Source organism: Mesorhizobium sp. Mes31 (assembly GCF_024519675.1).
Lineage (GTDB): Bacteria > Pseudomonadota > Alphaproteobacteria > Rhizobiales > Rhizobiaceae > Mesorhizobium.
Genome location: NZ_JALJRL010000001.1, coordinates 1 through 15455 on the forward strand (window position 1 = coordinate 1; position 15455 = coordinate 15455).

The following is a 15455-nucleotide window of genomic DNA, read 5'->3' on the forward strand; positions in this document are numbered from 1 at the left end:
TTTGAGCATGATCTTTCCCGAAAACCGGATTCCACTTTTCGGGATCATGCTCTAGCCGGGGGAATGGAGAGACAGCCCCCGGCTGGTTTGCGCGAAAGACTTGGTGAACCGGCATGCGGAAGTGACCGTCAACCATCCCGCTCGCGCAATTGGCGTCTCTTTTCGTTCAGCCTTTTCGCGGGCGGCCATGCCGTGATGTTGTTCTTACCGTCCGACAGAACGTAAATTCGTTCACCGATGCGATCTAGCCTTACCGCCAAGCCGGGACGAGTCCGTCTGCCTTGCGGCGATGCCTGTGCCGTGCTGACACTACGCCATATCGGGTAGCGTGCGGATTCTCGTTTCGCTGCGCTTGACTTCAAAATCCAGTCACTCTGCTCAGGCGAATGCCTGCATCAGGCTGTCTTCGTGACGCGCAGAAAGTCGAAATCGCATCCGTGCGTGGCAGGCAGCACTGAGCGATGGTAGAGCGCTTGGTAACCCCGCGCCGGGACATCTGCGTCCGGTCGGAATTCGACCTTGCGCCGGGCGAGTTCGGCTTCGTCGACAAGCAGATCGATCCGTTTGCCCCTGGCGGAGAGTCGAATACGATCGCCGTTGCATACAAGCGCGAGAGGACCGCCCAAAGCTGCCTCCGGCGTGACATGCAGCACGATCGTGCCGAAGGCGGTGCCGCTCATCCTCGCATCCGAGATTCGCACCATATCCTTGACACCCTGCCGTGCGAGCTTTTTCGGAATCGGCAGATAGCCGGCTTCCGGCATCCCGGAAGGGCTTTTCGGGCCGGCGTTCTGCAGGACCAGTATGTCGTCGGCGTTCACATCGAGATCGGGATCGTCGATCCTGGCCGCGAGATCATCCAGCGATGAGAACACAACTGCACGACCCTCGTGCTCGAGCAGCCCGGGCGTTGCTGCGGCACGTTTCAGCACGGCACCACCCGGCGCGAGTGATCCATTGAGCGCGATAAGTCCGCCCTCCCGCTCAATGGGATCCTCGGCAGAACGGATATAGGTTCGGTCGATCGGGTCGGACAACGGCTTCGCCAGCCGCTCCGCCATCGATTGCCCGGTAATGTCGACCGCATTGAGATCAAGCAGTGGTGCAATCGCGCGCAACACGCCCTCGAGCCCGCCCGCCGTGTGGAAGTCTTCCATGTAACCTTGCCCGACGGGCTTGAGGTTGACCACGACCGGCGTCTCGTCGGAGAGCCTATTGAAATGGTCGAGATCGACATCGATCCCCAAACGGCCGGCTATTGCGGTCAGATGAATCAGCGCGTTTGTCGAACCTGACACCGCCAGCAGCACCCGCATTGCGTTTTCCACCGAAGCCGCGGTGACTATCTTGTCCGGCGTCTGGTTCGAGCCGACGAGCCGCGCGGCAAGCGCGCCGGTCTCCTCAGCAGCCCGCAGCCGGTCGGCATGCACGGCTGGGATGGCCGCCGTATCCGGCAGGCACATGCCGAGCGTCTCGCCGATCAGCGCCATGGTGCTGGCTGTTCCCATCACCGCGCAGGTGCCGGCCGTCACGGCGAGACGTCCCTCGACCTGGTTGATCTCGGCCTCATCGATGGTGCCACCGCGATACTGCCCCCAGAAGCGGCGGCAATCTGTGCAGGCACCTAGCCGTTCGCCTTTGTGCCGCCCAGTCATCATCGGACCTGCCACGAGAAGAACCGCAGGCTTGCCGGCCGAGGCAGCGCCCATCAGCAGCGCCGGCACGGTCTTGTCGCATCCGCCCATTAGGATGACCGAGTCCATCGGCTGGGCGCGGATCATTTCTTCGACATCCATGGCCATTAGGTTGCGAAACTGCATGCTGGTCGGACTGAGGAAAACTTCGCCGAGTGAAATCACCGGAAACGGCACCGGCAGGGCGCCGGCAGCGAGCACGCCCCGTTTCACCGCCTCCAGGAGCTCGGGAAAATGGCGGTGGCAGTTGTTGAAGCCGCTTTCCGTATAGCAGATGCCGACGATCGGCTTGTCGAGCGACGCGTCGGTGTAGCCCATCGATTTCGCGAAGGAGCGGCGCAGATAGCGGGCAAATTCCCTGTCGCCGTAGTTGGTGAGGCCACCGGTAAGGCCTTCATGCCTGTCGACCATCAGAGGGCACCCCTCATTTCCAACCGGCGCCGGATATATTTCGACTCGAGATAGTCCATGATTCCGAGCGAGCCGCCTTCCCGGCCGAACCCGCTCTCCTTGATGCCGCCGAACGGCGCCTCCGCGGTTGCCAGCATGGTTTCGTTCACGCCAACCATGCCTGCATCGATGCCCTCTGCCGTGAGTGCCGCGAGCGCGTCATCATGCGTAAAGACATAGGAAGCGAGGCCGAAAGGCACGCTGTTGGCGCGACGAATCACGTCGTCGAGCCGGGAGAACCCGGCAATCGGAGCGACCGGCGCAAACGGTTCCTCCTGCATGATTCGCGCCTCGTCGGGCACGTCCGTCAACACCGTCGGCTCCAGGAAGTTGCCCTTGTTGTACTGGCTTGGCCGGCGCCCGCCGGTCAGGAGCTTCGCCCCTTGCTTAACGGCGTCCTCGACAAGTCCAAGCGACTGTTCGACCGCGCTAGGGCGGATGAGCGGCCCCATGGTGACGCCTTCCGAAAGTCCGTCGCCGACGACGAGTTTCTCGGCAAATGATTTGAAAGCGGCTTCGAATTCGCGTTTGATCTTGACATGCACGTAGAAGCGGCTGGGCGAAATGCACACCTGCCCGCCGTTACGGAATTTCGCCGCAGCAACCCGTTCCGCCGTCGCGACAGGATCGGCGTCCGCATGAACGATCACCGGCGCATGGCCGCCAAGCTCCATCGTGACCTTCTTTATGCCCGCAGCGCAGAGCGACAGGATATGCTTGCCGACCCGGACGGATCCCGTCAGCGAGACCTTGCGGACAACAGGCGAAACGATCAGTCGTTCCGAGATCGGCCCTGGATCGCCAGTCAGGATCGTCAGGACGCCGGAGGGAAGCCCGGCATCCATCAGCGCCTGTGCGATGGCAAAGCATGCGCCTGGCGCTTCTGACGCCGGCCTCGCAATAACCGAACATCCCGCGGCAAGTGCCGCGGCGATCTTTCGGCCCGGGAGCAGAGCAGGAAAATTCCATGCAGACAACGAAAGGCAGACACCGACCGGCTGGTATGTCACCGACATGCGGTCGGTGGCGTTGCGGCCCGGGATTATCTGGCCATAGATGCGCTTGGCTTCCTCACCATACCATTCGAACTGGTCGGCCGTGGCGTTGATTTCACCCATCGACTCGGCGAGAGGTTTTCCCGTTTCGGTGCTGATCATCCGAGCGATCGTATCGGCGCGCGCGCGGATCAGCGATGATGCCTTGGCGAGAGTTCGGCCACGCTCCCAAACCGGAACGGCGCGCCAGACGCTGAAAGCAGCCTCTGCGCCTGCCAGCGCCGTGTCGATGTCTCCTTCGGCGGCGTTCGGCACGTGACCGACCGGTTCGCCGGTGACGGGGCTGACGACCGCGCGGGTTTCGCCGGAACCGGCGGGCCGCCATCGGTTCTCGATAAAAAGGCCATAGTTCTCATACATGGGGGAAGTTCCTATATCGTCGCCGCCCGGTAGGCTTCTTCGACGTCGGCAACCCAGTTGCCGACGTTCCAGGAACCATGGGCGCCGAGGGAGGCGATCGGATCGTCGCCGAAGTAAACGGGCACATGCACCACGCTCAGTCCACGATGAGCATGTGCCCGCCTCAATGCGTCCAGCAGGCTGTCGGGTGAATTGCCGCCGTCGAGCGCCAGCACGCCTTCAATCGCACCGGCGAACCGGACATAATCGACCGCAACGCTGTCATTGGTGCGGAATTCGCGGCCATACTGGGCAAGCTGCAGGGATGTGATCGCCGCCATCCGACGATTGTCGAACAGGACGATCGTGGCATGCAGGCCATGTTCGACACCGTCGACCAGGATCTGCGGGTTCATCATGAACGATCCGTCGCCGGTAAAGGCGACCGTGTAACGCGGCTTGTCCGCCACGGCGGCGGCGAGCAATCCCGAGACTGCGAAGCCCATGTAGGACGCACCGCTTTCGGTGATCGTGTCCTCAGGCCGTTCGTCCTCGACGACCTGAAAACCGTTCGCCTGGACATCGCCGGCGTCGAACAGCTTGAGCGCGCCATTGGCCTTGCAGAAATCGGCGACCACTTTGATAGCGCGCGGCTGGGTCAGCACCGGCCGTCCCCAGACTGCGTCGATGATCGGGGCCGTTTCGTAGCGCACCCTTTTGAAGGCGCCCCACCGCCGCTTTTCAGCCAGGCAATCGCCGAGCCAGGCCTGCCGAGCGCGGTTCACCAACAACCCTGCACTTTCGAGGCGTGCCGTAAGCGCTGCGAGAATGGCGCCGATGTCGCCGTGTAGCGCTGTCGTGTTGTTGTAGTGCTGAACGTCGTCGAGATCGGCATTGACGTTGATGACATTGGTGACCCTGGGATAGCCAATTCCGGAGCAATCGGACTGGCAGACGCCGCGCGAGCCGACGACGACCAGCAGTTCGGCATGCTTCATGGCCCAGTTACCACTGATCGAACCCTTCGACCCGCCAACATGCATGTTCTGCGGATGATCGTCCGGCACGACGCCGGTTGATCCGGGGCTCAGCACGACAGCGGCACCGGAAGCTTCGGCGAAGCGCCGAACAGCTTCGGCATGGCCGCGGCTGCCGCCACCGGCCTTGACGACAATGCGTGCGGTCGCGCGGATCAGTTCCGCGGCTCGGTCAAGCGAGGCCGCTGCGGCCGGGGCCGAAGGCGCGATAGGCGTCACCGCCGGCAGCGTGTCTATCCGGATGTCGACTTCCTTTGGCTGCGTGTTGATCGGCAGCAGCAGGTAGAACGGGCCAGCCTTGAAATCATGGAACACGGTCGCCGCGCCGCGGCGCAAGGCGTCGCGCAACGCGTCGGGCGTATGCAGCACATAGGAGCGTCCCATCAGGGCCGTGATCCGGCCGTAGAGCATCTGCTCCAGTTTCGGCACCTGCTGCATATTGTAGCCTTCGCCATGTGTCGTCTCGTCACCATAGAGGTGATAGACGCCAATCCCATTCGAGGCGGCAGCGAGCGACCCGGCCATGGCCTGCAATGCGCCGGGCCCGATAGAGGTCACGACGGCCGAGGGTTCGCCATAGGCCCACCGAAGCACGGTGGCGGCATGCGCCATCTCGACCTCGTTGCGGCATTGCCAGACGCTGACAAGTCCAAAGATCTCATAGACACGCAAGGTCTCGGCAAGCGCGGTCGAACCATGGCCGAAGATGGCAAAATATTTGCTCACCCCCTGCTTGAGAAGGCCGAGCACGAGTGCCTCGCTCAACGTGATCCGGTGAGGTGTGGAGAACAGGCCGGCGGCAAGCGCTTGCTCAAAGCCGCCTGTGGCAGCAATGCGCCCTGCCAGGCGCGCTGCGGAAATATCGGAGCTTGAGTTGGCCTCGGTCTGCAGCACGGCCACCCCCTCACCCGAGCTCGACTGTCTTGCCGGTGCGCGCCGACTCTTCAGCCGCCAGCGCGAACCGGAGCACCTGACGGCCTTCGCAAGCGGTCAGAGAAGGAGCGGTGCCGCTGCGCAACGCCTCGATGAAATGCCGTGTCGAGTGGACGAAGCTCGCTTCCCAGCCGGTTTCCATGCCGCGGAAAGTGCGGAGTTCGCCGTCCCGATAAAGGGCGAGCGGCGGGGGATCGCCAAGGCGGCCGTGACCGCAATTGATCCATATGACGCCCTTGGTGCCGGTGATCTCGACACGATCGTCTTGGGCATAGTGGCGGGTGATGATGTCGAGTTCGGGTGAATAGACGACTTCGAGATTGCCCATGCGGTTGCCGGGGAACCGGAACGAGACCATGGCCGGGGCATCGAAATAGAACCCGTCCTGCCGCTGCGTCTCGCCGATGAAGGCATGCACTTCGTCCGGATTGCCCATGAAGTGCCAGGCGAGCGCGAACTTGTGATGGCCGTCGTCGAACACCAGCGGCCCGCCGCCAGACTGCGACCGCTCCTGCCGCCAGGCGTCCGCGGCATGCGGGACGTCCCAGGCTGTCTGCGACCGGCCTGGATTGCTCTTGATGCGGATGGTGAGGGGGGTGCCGATCGCGCCTTCATCCACCAGGGACTTCGCCTTCATCACGGGAGGATAGAAGATGAAATTTTCGAACACCTTGACCGGTGCGCGGGCGTTCGCGGCAGCCTCCACCACTTTGTCCGCTTCGGCGAGATCGACACACATCGGCTTCTGCAGCGACACGACCTTTCCCGCCTCGATCGCCGCAAGCGTGACCGAGCAATGCAGGTGGTGCGGCAACAGGATTTCGACCAGGTCGATCTCCGGATCGGCCAGGATGGTCCTGTAATCGTCGACGATCCGTGCATTCTCGACGCCCCAGGCTGATGCCCGGCTTCTTGCCGATTCCATATCCCGATCGCAGAGCGCGACGATCTCCGTGTGAGGGTTCTGGCAATATTCGATTGCGTGCAGGTCGGAAATCCGGCCCGTGCCGATCATGGCCACGCGCAAACGGTCATAAAACATTCAATACCCCAGGTTTCATCTTGTCGATTTGTGCCAACACGGTCTGGCCGAGTTCGGCGAAACGAATATCGTCGATGCGTGCGGTGGGACCGGACACGCCAATCGCCGCCACCATCTGTCCACGCGTGTTGTAGATCGGCACGGCGGCGCAACGTATGCCGAGCGTGTATTCCTCGTCATCAAGCGCAAAGCCTCGCTTACGCGTCGAGGCGACCTCGGCATTCAGCGCAAGCTGGGTAACGATCGATTTTGGCGTGTGCTGCTCGAACTTTGACGGCGGACTTGCACCGCCAAAGGCGAGAAACGCCTTACCCAGTGCGGTGCAGTGAAGTGGCGCAAGGGAGCCGATCGGATGGTCAACCTTCAACGGCAGCGGCGAGGCGATCTGGTCGATATACCAGACGCGGCTGCCGACCAGCACGGCCACATGGGCGCATTCGCGGGTTTCCTCGACGAGCGCGGCCAACGCCGGACGCAGTCGATCGCGAACGTCGATGATGTCCTCGAGGGAAGGCGACGAATCGGTTGCCACCTTGGCCGAGGCCTGGTAGCGCCGACCCTCGACCTGGTCGGCATAGCCGCCCGCCACAAGGGTCTGAAGCAGATGCGAGGCGTTGGACTTGTCGACGCCGAGCGCCGAAGCAAGCTCGGTCAATCTGACCGGTCCGCCTTGGGCGACCAGGTAGTCGAGGGCTTCCAATCCACGCGCCAATGATTTCAGCAATCTCATTTTTCGTCTCGCGATCTTCCGTTGCCATATCCTTGTTTAACATATGCAAACCGTAAGTTAAACATAGGGCAACAAATAATCGGCAATTGCTCCGTCTTGGACGATAATTCAGAAAAAATAGCCGTATGCAACACTTTTTATTGACAGGATAGTAGATCCCTGACTTTTATATCCTCGTGCAATGCACACAGTTTAACATTGTCAAACTTTGGGTTTGACGGTTCGAGGGAGGAACAGATGTTCAAAACAACACGACGCGCCTTAATGGTATCGGTGCTGGCGTCCGGCCTCATGGCAGCGCTGCCGGTTCAGCAGGTCTTTGCAGGCGGCGAAGTCACCATCAGCCACTATTTCACCGGCGATCTCGGCCTCGACGGCCTCAAGCAGATCTTCGCCGAATTCAACAAGGAAACCGGCGTCACGGTGAAGGACAGCCCGATCGGACACGAAGACTTCAAGACCGGCATCCTGGTGCGGGCAGCCGGTGGCAACCTGCCCGACGTGTTCAGCTACTGGGCGGGCGCAAAGACACAGTTCATCATCAATTCGAAGAGCCTGCATCCGATCGACGACATGTGGAAGGCCGCCAATCTCGACGCGATTGTCGCCAAGCCGGTCGCCGACGGTGCGACCCTCTATAACGGCCACCGTTACCTGATCCCGTTTGGCTATCACTATGCCGGCATCTTCTACAACAAGAAGATCCTGCAGAAGGCCGGTATCACCGAAATGCCGAAGACCTGGGACGAGTTCAAGGCGATGTGCGACAAGCTGAAGGCAGCCGGCGTCACACCGATCGCGCTCGGCTCGAAGAACCGCTGGCCGGCGCAGTTCTGGTTCGACTACCTGCTGCTCAGGACCGCCGGACCGGATTATCGCGCAAAGCTCATGGCCGGCACCGCCTCCTATACCGATCCGGAAGTCGCGCAGGCGATGGAACTCTGGAAGCAGTTGCTGGAGGCCGGCGACTTCACCAAGACCCCCAACGCCTATGACTGGACGGACGCCGCCGACCAGGTGCAACGCGGCGAGGCCGCGATGACCCTGATGGGCACCTGGATCACCGGCTACTGGAACACCAACAAGTTCACCGATGCCGACTATGACTTCTTCGAGTTCCCGACGGTCAAGGATGGTGTTCCGCGCGCTGCCGTCGGTCCGGTCGACGGCCTGGTGATCGCGGCGAACGCCAAGAACATGGAAGGAGCCGAGAAGCTCCTCGCATTCATGATCTCCAAGCCCGACGTCCAGGCGAAGTGGGCCTCGATCCAAGGAGCCCTGTCGGCCAACGAGATGGTCGATCCCAAGACCTACACCCCAGTGATGCAGCACGCGCTCGATGTTGTGAAGCATGCACCGGCCTTCGCCTTCAACTACGACCTTGCCACGCCTCCGGCGGTCTCTGAAGTGGGCCTTTCAATGTTCTCCCAGTTTCTTGACAATCCTGGCGACGTCAAGTCGATGCTCGACCAGACGCAAACTGCCGCGGCCGCTGCATTCAAGCAGTAAGCGACCGTCTCGTCATGAGGGGCCGGCCGATTCGATGATATCGGCCGGCACTGACCATTGAAGGAAGATGAATTTGGAGAAGGACAAGACGCTGTGGCGGGTGGCGATGCTGATCCCACCGCTTGCCGTGTTCGGGATCCTCGTGGTCTGGCCACTGTTCAGCTCGTTCTATTACAGCATCACCAACTGGAACGGTTTCAGCGCCGACTATCGGTATGTCGGATTCGACAACTTCCTGCAGATCTTCCACGACCCGCTTTTCACGAGAGCCGCGGTGAACACCGTGATCTGGATGCTGGCTGCCGTGATCGTGCCGACGGGCCTTGGCCTTGTCCTGGCCCTGCTGATCGACTCGCAGGTTCCCGGGGCTTCGGTATTCAAGTCGATCTTCTATCTACCGATCTGCCTCTCGGCGATTGTCGTGGGACAGATCTGGGTATGGATTTACCAACCGGACTGGGGCCTGCTCAATACGGCGATCAACTTAGTCACCGGCGGCAACAGCCATTTCGCCTGGCTCGCCAAGCCTGGGACAGCCCTTTACGCGGTGATTGCAGCCTGGTCCTGGCAGCAGACAGGCCTCGCCATGGTGATTTTCCTTGCCGGCCTGACCGCCATTCCGTCTGATCTCATCGAGGTCTGCCATATCGAAGGCGCCAGCTCCGGTCAGCGCATCCGGCAAGTCGTCCTGCCGCTGCTGCGCCCGGCCACCGTGGTGGTGGTGGCACTCGGCGTCATCAACTCGCTAAAAGGCTTCGACATCCTCTACATCATGACCGGCGGCGGCCCTTTCAACAGCTCCGACACGCTCGCCATGCACATGTATAACGAGTCCTTCAAGAAATATCACATGGGCTACGGCAGTGCGATTTCAGTCGTCCTGTTCCTCATCGCGCTCGCTATCATCTTCGCCTATTTCCGCCAGTTGAGGAAAGTCGACGAAATCTATGAATGATCGCTTTGCCTCCGCCGCCATGCCCTCCTTCAACCCGTGGCAAGCGGCAATCTTCGTATGTCTGACAGTGCTCGCGCTGCTCTTCCTTGCCCCGACGATCGGCGTGCTCCTGTCGTCGCTGAAGACCACCGAGGACATCGCTCTCGGCAAACTCTGGAGCTTCCCGACCAGCCTCTATCTCGACAACTTCAGGACCGTGCTCGCCGACCCGGCGATCCACACCTATTTCCTAAACACGCTGCTGATCGCCGTCCCGGCGACAGCAGGCTCTATCGTGCTCGGAATCCTCTCCGGCTACGTCTTCGCGAAGCTGCCGTTCCGTGGCAGCGACGTCCTGTTCCTGGCGATCATTGCCGGTATGTTCTTCCCGCCGCAAGTGATCTTGATCCCGCTCTTCCGCCTCTTCAACGGACTTGGCCTGCTCGACACGCTCTGGCCGATGATCTTCGTGCACATCGCCATGGGGATCCCGATCTGCACGCTGATGATGCGCAACTTCTTCGCCACCGTGCCGGCGGCGCTCCGGGAAGCCGCCATCATTGAAGGCGCCAGCGAATGGCAGGTGTTGACCAAGGTCGCCCTGCCACTCAGCCTGCCGGCGCTGGCAGTGCTGTCGACACTCCAGTTCACCTGGATCTGGAACGACTTCCTTTGGCCGCTGATCTTCACGCAATCCGACGACAAGCGCACGATCATGCTCGGCCTGGTCTTCCTGCAGGGGCAATACAGCGTCGCTTGGGGCATCCAAGGCGCATTGTCGCTGATAGCCAGCTTGCCGACCCTGACCGTTTTCCTTTTCTTCCAGCGCTATTTCATAAAAGGCATGACCATGGGGGCCGTCAAAGGCTGACCCGGAAAGATCGCATGAGCACTCTTACTCTCAAGAATATCCGTAAATCCTTCGGCGATGTCCACATCATCAAAGGTATCGAACTCGACATCCCGTCGGGCGAGTTTGTCGTCTTCGTAGGACCGTCAGGCTGCGGCAAGTCCACGCTGCTCCGCATGATCTCGGGCCTAGAGACGACGAGTTCTGGCATGATCTCGATTCGCGACCGTGATGTCACCCATGTCCCGCCGGCTCGGCGCGGCATCGCCATGGTGTTCCAGTCCTATGCGCTTTTCCCCCATATGAGCGTCGCCGACAACATCACCTTCGGTCTTCGATTGGCGCATGCCGGCAAAGATGAAATTACAAAAAAGCTCGCCGAGGTCGCCGATATCCTGCAGCTGACGCCGCTTCTCGATCGTCGGCCCAAGCAGCTGTCAGGCGGGCAGCGGCAGCGTGTCGCGATCGGTCGCGCGATCATCCGCAACCCGGACGTGTTCCTGTTCGACGAGCCGCTCTCCAACCTCGATGCGGCACTTCGCATGCAGATGCGGCTCGAGATCGCACGCCTACACCAGCGCCTGAAGGCGACGATGATCTACGTGACCCATGACCAGGTCGAGGCGATGACGCTGGCCGACCGGATCGTGGTTCTGAATGCAGGCCGCATCGAACAGGTCGGGGCGCCGATAGACCTCTATGAACACCCTGCAAATCGCTTCGTCGCCCAGTTTATCGGCTCGCCGAAGATGAATTTCCTCGCTGCAAAGATAGACGTCGTCGAAGGGCGGCAGATGGCGGTGGCCGGTGGGATGGCCGTGCAGCTCGGCGATGAAGTGCCGGCTCAACCGGGAGAGGACGTAACGGTCGGCATCCGGCCGGAAAGTCTGGCCATCGGCGGTGAAGGTCCGCAGATTTGCCAGGCAAGGATTGCGGTCGTTGAGCGGCTTGGAAGCGAGACCATCGCCTATGCTGGCATCGATGGCCAGGAAGAATTGTTGTCGATCAAGCTGCCGGCCAATCCGCAGGTCCGTCCCGGCGACCTCGTGCCCGTAACCATGATTGGACAGCGTGTCCATGTCTTCGGACGAGACGGGATCTCCATACGGTCGCAAATCTAGAACTTTGCAGGCCATGCCCGGGAGCGCTTGCTGATGACCGCCTTAGCGTCGAGGGTGTTGACGGCTGCCCAGGCCAAGAGTCGAAGTGCTCAGAAATCTTACAGCGTCATTGATTTCATTGCAGAATTTCCGGCGAGAATTATCCCCGTTTTACAACCCAGCCACTGAAATTACTACAATACGTCCAGCTTCCCAAGCTGAACGCGCGGGTTCGATTCCCGCTCCAGGCCCCACATTCCGGAAGGTTCGAACAGGCTGCCTAAGCCTGGCTGATTCGCATCTGCTTCTTCAGAAGGAACCGAGCGAGATTATCAATGTTGCGCGGCGCCACGTGTTCGGGGAGATGGGCCAATGGGCTCTTGGATTTGGCGTCATCTTGGAACCGCTCTACCCAGTTTTCAGTGTGCGTGTCCCGCTGCAATCGTAAATTCGTCTTGAACTCGCCGTCTGGCATTTCAACCGACAACTGCCGGGCCATCGATTCGACATAAGGACGAGGGTCGTCCAACAGGTCTTCATAGACGAAATGGTCGTAAGGCAGATTGGCTATGCGCAAGTAGGCCTCCCAGAAGGCATAGCTCTGTTCGATCAGGAAGTAGGCCTGGCAGATGCCCGCGAAGTCGTATTGCGGAACCACATCCGCGCCGTTCATCGTGCTTTTCCAATGGCCTGTCGCCTTCGCCCGACAATGGGAAATTGCTTGACGAAGGCGGTCTCTCCGCTCCAGCAGGATCAATCCCATATCATGGCGCCTGACGCATTCGGCGAGGAAGTCGGTTCCATATTTCGCCTGCGACCAGTGAAGATGCCGTGGGAACAACTTTACCGCGAACCTGCCATTCGCGGTCCCGCCGCGATCGATCACTGCGGAAAGAAGTTCATCGAACGATTTCGGCTTGAATCCCAGATTGATGGTATCGAGCCATTCGGCCGAATTGCCAAAGGTACCGGTGCTGTTGGTGAGACTGCCGAGCCATTCGGAGCCGCTACGAGCCTCGGTCAATATTGCCACGCCTTTCATGTGTCCCCTTTGCTGGTGGTTCGCAGAGATTCATTAGTTAAGGGAAATATGGCGCTCTCAAGGAATGTGTAGCCCCTCGCTTTGGGTTGTACATGTGGCACCAACTGGCTCCGGGGCTTAGGCCATTTGCCGGCAATGGCATTCGCCGTTGGCGGTCGGACCTGGGAGCCGCCGCATCGGATCTGTCGCCTATGGAACCATTGCATCCGTCGGCGATCATCTGGCCACCCATTCGATGCTGAAGTTCGCTGGTGATCAAGTCGTGCGTCGGGCAGGATAACCTTGCCCGCAGTGGCCGCTATCCCACCTCTCGCAGAATGAAGTCGTGCAGCATCTTGGCGGCGGGCGACAGCACACGGTTTTTCACGGTGATCAGGCTGTAGGGCCTGACCTCGATGTCGAATTCGGTGTGGACGACGTCGATGGCGCCGGCCAGCCCGTCGGGATTCTGGATGAATTTCGCGACCTGGACCGAGACCGGGGCGATGGCGTCGGACTGCGCGACCATGACCAGGGTCAGGAGCAGCGAGCTGGTGTTGAGGATGCGGTCCGGCAGGGCGATGTTGCGGTTCAGGAAATTGCTCTCCATCGCCTGGCGCAGCGGCGAGCCGCCCGACTGGAAGACCCAGTCATAGGCGGCGGTGTCTTCCAGCCGCACCGCCTCGCCCCGCGTAAGCGGATGACCACGGCGCACGATAAGACAGGCTTTCTCGACGCCGATGACGCGCGACTCGAACAGCCGCGGATTGAGATCGTCGGGGATGCGCGCGATGATGAAGTCATGGCGCGTGGCGATCAGTTCGCGCGCCAGCACGTTGGAGGTCTCGACCTGCATGGTGATCTCGATGCGCGGATAGATGCGGCGGATCTCGCGAATCGCCGGCACCGCCAGTTCGATCGCCGGCGCCGTCACGGCACCCAGGAACACCGAACCGCCCTTGCCCGCCTTGAGCTCGGATATCTCGCGGTCGACCTCGCGCATCTCCAGCAGGATCGATCGCGCGCGCCTGGCCAGTGCCTTGCCGTACGGCGTCAACGTGATGCCGCGCGGCAGCCTTTCACACAGCTTGACCTCGAGCACGGCCTCCATCTCACCGATCATGCGCGAGGCCGCTGGCTGCGAAATGTTCATGACCTGGGCTGCCGCGCTCACCCGGCCATGATCGTCTAGCGCGACGATCATGCGCATGTGACGGAGGCTGAGACCACTGCGCAGCAGGGTTTCGCCATCGCCCGGCATCTCGCTGTAACCATTTGAAACCGCTGTCGGATTCCGTAGCGCCACCATGGCTTCTCGTCGCCTCCGCTCGCCGCCGGCCGGTATTGTCGGCGGTCTCGTGACGTCTCATAACACATACCAATAGTGATATAGCAACCATCAAAGATCGCATTTGACAGTTATGGCAAAGGGCCACACCCTTCGCGCGTTCCGAGACGCGACGGTCGCTGACGAGAAGAATCGTATCGATTGAAATCAGCGCCTCGGAGCCATGGGAGGATACCGGAGATCGATATGACGGCAGCAGTGCCTTGGCGCTTCTGCACGATTGCGCGGCCCGCGACCCCCGGGGTGCCGCGTCCATCAACCAGGGAGAGTTAAGTGAAAATCATCAAGACATTAGTCGCCGCCTTGGCGGTCAGCATCGCAGCCATGTCGGCCACCGCCTACGCAGCCGACAAAGGTCTGGTAGGCGTGCTGATGCCCACCAAGACCTCGCAGCGCTGGATCAACGACGGCGACGCCGTTAAGTCCCAGCTCGAGGCTCTCGGCTACACCGTCGACCTGCAATACGCGCAGGATGACATCCCCAACCAGCTCAGCCAGCTGGAAAACGAAATCACCAAGGGTCCGAAGGCACTGATCATCGCCTCCATCGACGGCACCACGCTGTCGGATGCGCTGCAGAAGGCCGCTGACGCCGGTGTCGTCGTCGTCGCCTATGACCGCCTGATCAAGAAGACCGCCAATGTCGACTACTACACCACCTTCGACAATTTCGGCGTTGGCGTCATCCAGGCCAATTCGCTGCTCAAGGGCCTCGGTTACCCGGACAAGAAGGGTCCGTTCAACATCGAACTGTTCGGCGGCTCGCCCGACGATAACAACGCCTTCTTCTTCTACAACGGCGCCATGTCCGTTCTTCAGCCGCTGATCGACAGCAAGGTGCTGGTCGTGAAGTCCGGCCAGATGGGCATGGACAAGGTCGGCACGCTGCGCTGGTTGGCGGCAACCGCCCAGGCGCGCATGGACAACCTGCTCTCCGCCAACTACTCGGACGGCAGCCGCGTCGATGGCGTTCTGTCGCCCTATGACGGCCTGTCGCGCGGTATCACCGCCTCGCTTCGCGCCGTGGGCTACGGCACGGCCGCTCAGCCCTGGCCTGTCGTGACCGGCCAGGACGCCGAGACCGCTTCGGTCAAGCTGATCATCTCGGGCGAGCAGTACTCGACCGTGTTCAAGGACACCCGCGAACTGGCCAAGGCCACTGTCGGCCTGGTCGACAAGGTGCTCTCGGGCGGCAAGCCGGAAGGCCTCGACACCAAGACCTACAACAACGACGTCAAGGTCGTTCCCTCGATCCTGCTGACGCCGCATGAAGTCGACAAGTCGAACTACCAGGCACTGGTGGTCGACTCCGGCTACATCAAGGCCGAAGACCTGAAGTAATCGCGTCTGCAAAGCCTGGGGTCCCGCGCGCAGCGGGGCCCCTTTTTGCTAGCGCGGCGAATCCAAAATTCG

General features: G+C 61.0%; 12 protein-coding genes. 5 read left to right on the forward strand and 7 right to left on the reverse strand.

Annotation, left to right across the window (positions count from 1 at the left end; all coding sequences use genetic code 11):
• Positions 1–395: 395 nt before the first annotated feature.
• Genes NR193_RS00005 through NR193_RS00025 form a run of 5 tightly spaced genes read right to left on the reverse strand, consistent with a single transcriptional unit; the run spans position 396 to position 7280 of the window.
• Positions 396–2105, reverse strand: coding sequence for a dihydroxy-acid dehydratase (locus NR193_RS00005; RefSeq protein WP_256748858.1), 1710 nt, complete (start codon positions 2103–2105; stop codon positions 396–398).
• Positions 2105–3559 carry an NAD-dependent succinate-semialdehyde dehydrogenase gene (locus tag NR193_RS00010; RefSeq protein ID WP_256748859.1) on the reverse strand — a complete coding sequence of 485 codons (1455 nt, stop codon included), beginning with the start codon at positions 3557–3559 and terminating at the stop codon, positions 2105–2107. Before NR193_RS00010 ends, NR193_RS00005 begins: the two co-directional genes overlap by 1 nt.
• 11 nt (positions 3560–3570) lie before the next feature.
• A complete protein-coding gene (locus NR193_RS00015; protein WP_256748860.1) occupies positions 3571–5469 on the reverse strand; it encodes a thiamine pyrophosphate-dependent enzyme in 1899 nt (632 codons plus the stop codon).
• 10 nt (positions 5470–5479) lie between these two features.
• Positions 5480–6550, reverse strand: coding sequence for a Gfo/Idh/MocA family protein (locus NR193_RS00020; protein WP_256748861.1), 1071 nt, complete (start codon positions 6548–6550; stop codon positions 5480–5482).
• Positions 6540–7280: an IclR family transcriptional regulator gene (locus NR193_RS00025; RefSeq protein WP_256748862.1), complete on the reverse strand. Its 741-nt coding sequence runs from the start codon at positions 7278–7280 to the stop codon at positions 6540–6542. The genes NR193_RS00020 and NR193_RS00025 overlap by 11 nt, the downstream gene beginning before the upstream one ends.
• 237 nt (positions 7281–7517) lie before the next feature.
• Here NR193_RS00025 and NR193_RS00030 point away from each other — a divergent pair, with 237 nt between their 5' ends.
• The 4 genes from NR193_RS00030 (at position 7518) to NR193_RS00045 (ending at position 11694) form a co-directional block, all read left to right on the forward strand.
• The gene (locus NR193_RS00030) at positions 7518–8789 is read left to right on the forward strand and encodes an ABC transporter substrate-binding protein (RefSeq protein ID WP_256748863.1); all 1272 of its coding nucleotides are present in this window, start codon (positions 7518–7520) and stop codon (positions 8787–8789) included.
• A 67-nt stretch (positions 8790–8856) separates the two neighbouring features.
• Positions 8857–9744, forward strand: coding sequence for a carbohydrate ABC transporter permease (locus tag NR193_RS00035; protein WP_256748864.1), 888 nt, complete (start codon positions 8857–8859; stop codon positions 9742–9744).
• Positions 9737–10594, forward strand: coding sequence for a carbohydrate ABC transporter permease (locus NR193_RS00040; protein ID WP_256748865.1), 858 nt, complete (start codon positions 9737–9739; stop codon positions 10592–10594). Before NR193_RS00035 ends, NR193_RS00040 begins: the two co-directional genes overlap by 8 nt.
• Before the next feature lie 14 nt (positions 10595–10608).
• Positions 10609–11694 carry an ABC transporter ATP-binding protein gene (locus tag NR193_RS00045; RefSeq protein ID WP_256748866.1) on the forward strand — a complete coding sequence of 362 codons (1086 nt, stop codon included), beginning with the start codon at positions 10609–10611 and terminating at the stop codon, positions 11692–11694.
• A gap of 259 nt (positions 11695–11953) precedes the next feature.
• Here the strand turns inward: NR193_RS00045 and NR193_RS00050 are convergent, their stop codons facing one another.
• Both NR193_RS00050 and NR193_RS00055 read right to left on the reverse strand, forming a co-directional pair.
• The gene (locus tag NR193_RS00050) at positions 11954–12715 is read right to left on the reverse strand and encodes a Stf0 family sulfotransferase (RefSeq protein ID WP_256748867.1); all 762 of its coding nucleotides are present in this window, start codon (positions 12713–12715) and stop codon (positions 11954–11956) included.
• A 298-nt stretch (positions 12716–13013) separates the two neighbouring features.
• Positions 13014–14003, reverse strand: coding sequence for a LysR family transcriptional regulator (locus NR193_RS00055; RefSeq protein WP_091579790.1), 990 nt, complete (start codon positions 14001–14003; stop codon positions 13014–13016).
• 312 nt (positions 14004–14315) lie between these two features.
• On the opposite strand from NR193_RS00055, the gene chvE reads away from it, so the two are divergent.
• Positions 14316–15383 (forward strand): multiple monosaccharide ABC transporter substrate-binding protein, encoded by a 1068-nt coding sequence (gene chvE / locus NR193_RS00060; protein WP_091579787.1) that lies wholly within the window; start codon positions 14316–14318, stop codon positions 15381–15383.
• Positions 15384–15455: the final 72 nt, after the last annotated feature.

What these genes read in the sequence shown, in the direction of transcription:
- NR193_RS00035 (WP_256748864.1), top strand. Translation starts at nt 8,857, where the DNA reads ATGAATTTGGAGAAGGACAAGACGCTGTGGCGGGTGGCGATGCTGATC.
- NR193_RS00045 (WP_256748866.1), top strand. Translation starts at nt 10,609, where the DNA reads ATGAGCACTCTTACTCTCAAGAATATCCGTAAATCCTTCGGCGATGTC.
- NR193_RS00055 (WP_091579790.1), bottom strand. Translation starts at nt 14,003, where the DNA reads ATGGTGGCGCTACGGAATCCGACAGCGGTTTCAAATGGTTACAGCGAG.
- NR193_RS00040 (WP_256748865.1), top strand. Translation starts at nt 9,737, where the DNA reads ATGAATGATCGCTTTGCCTCCGCCGCCATGCCCTCCTTCAACCCGTGG.
- NR193_RS00050 (WP_256748867.1), bottom strand. Translation starts at nt 12,715, where the DNA reads ATGAAAGGCGTGGCAATATTGACCGAGGCTCGTAGCGGCTCCGAATGG.
- NR193_RS00025 (WP_256748862.1), bottom strand. Translation starts at nt 7,280, where the DNA reads ATGAGATTGCTGAAATCATTGGCGCGTGGATTGGAAGCCCTCGACTAC.
- NR193_RS00030 (WP_256748863.1), top strand. Translation starts at nt 7,518, where the DNA reads ATGTTCAAAACAACACGACGCGCCTTAATGGTATCGGTGCTGGCGTCC.
- NR193_RS00005 (WP_256748858.1), bottom strand. Translation starts at nt 2,105, where the DNA reads ATGGTCGACAGGCATGAAGGCCTTACCGGTGGCCTCACCAACTACGGC.
- NR193_RS00020 (WP_256748861.1), bottom strand. Translation starts at nt 6,550, where the DNA reads ATGTTTTATGACCGTTTGCGCGTGGCCATGATCGGCACGGGCCGGATT.
- NR193_RS00010 (WP_256748859.1), bottom strand. Translation starts at nt 3,559, where the DNA reads ATGTATGAGAACTATGGCCTTTTTATCGAGAACCGATGGCGGCCCGCC.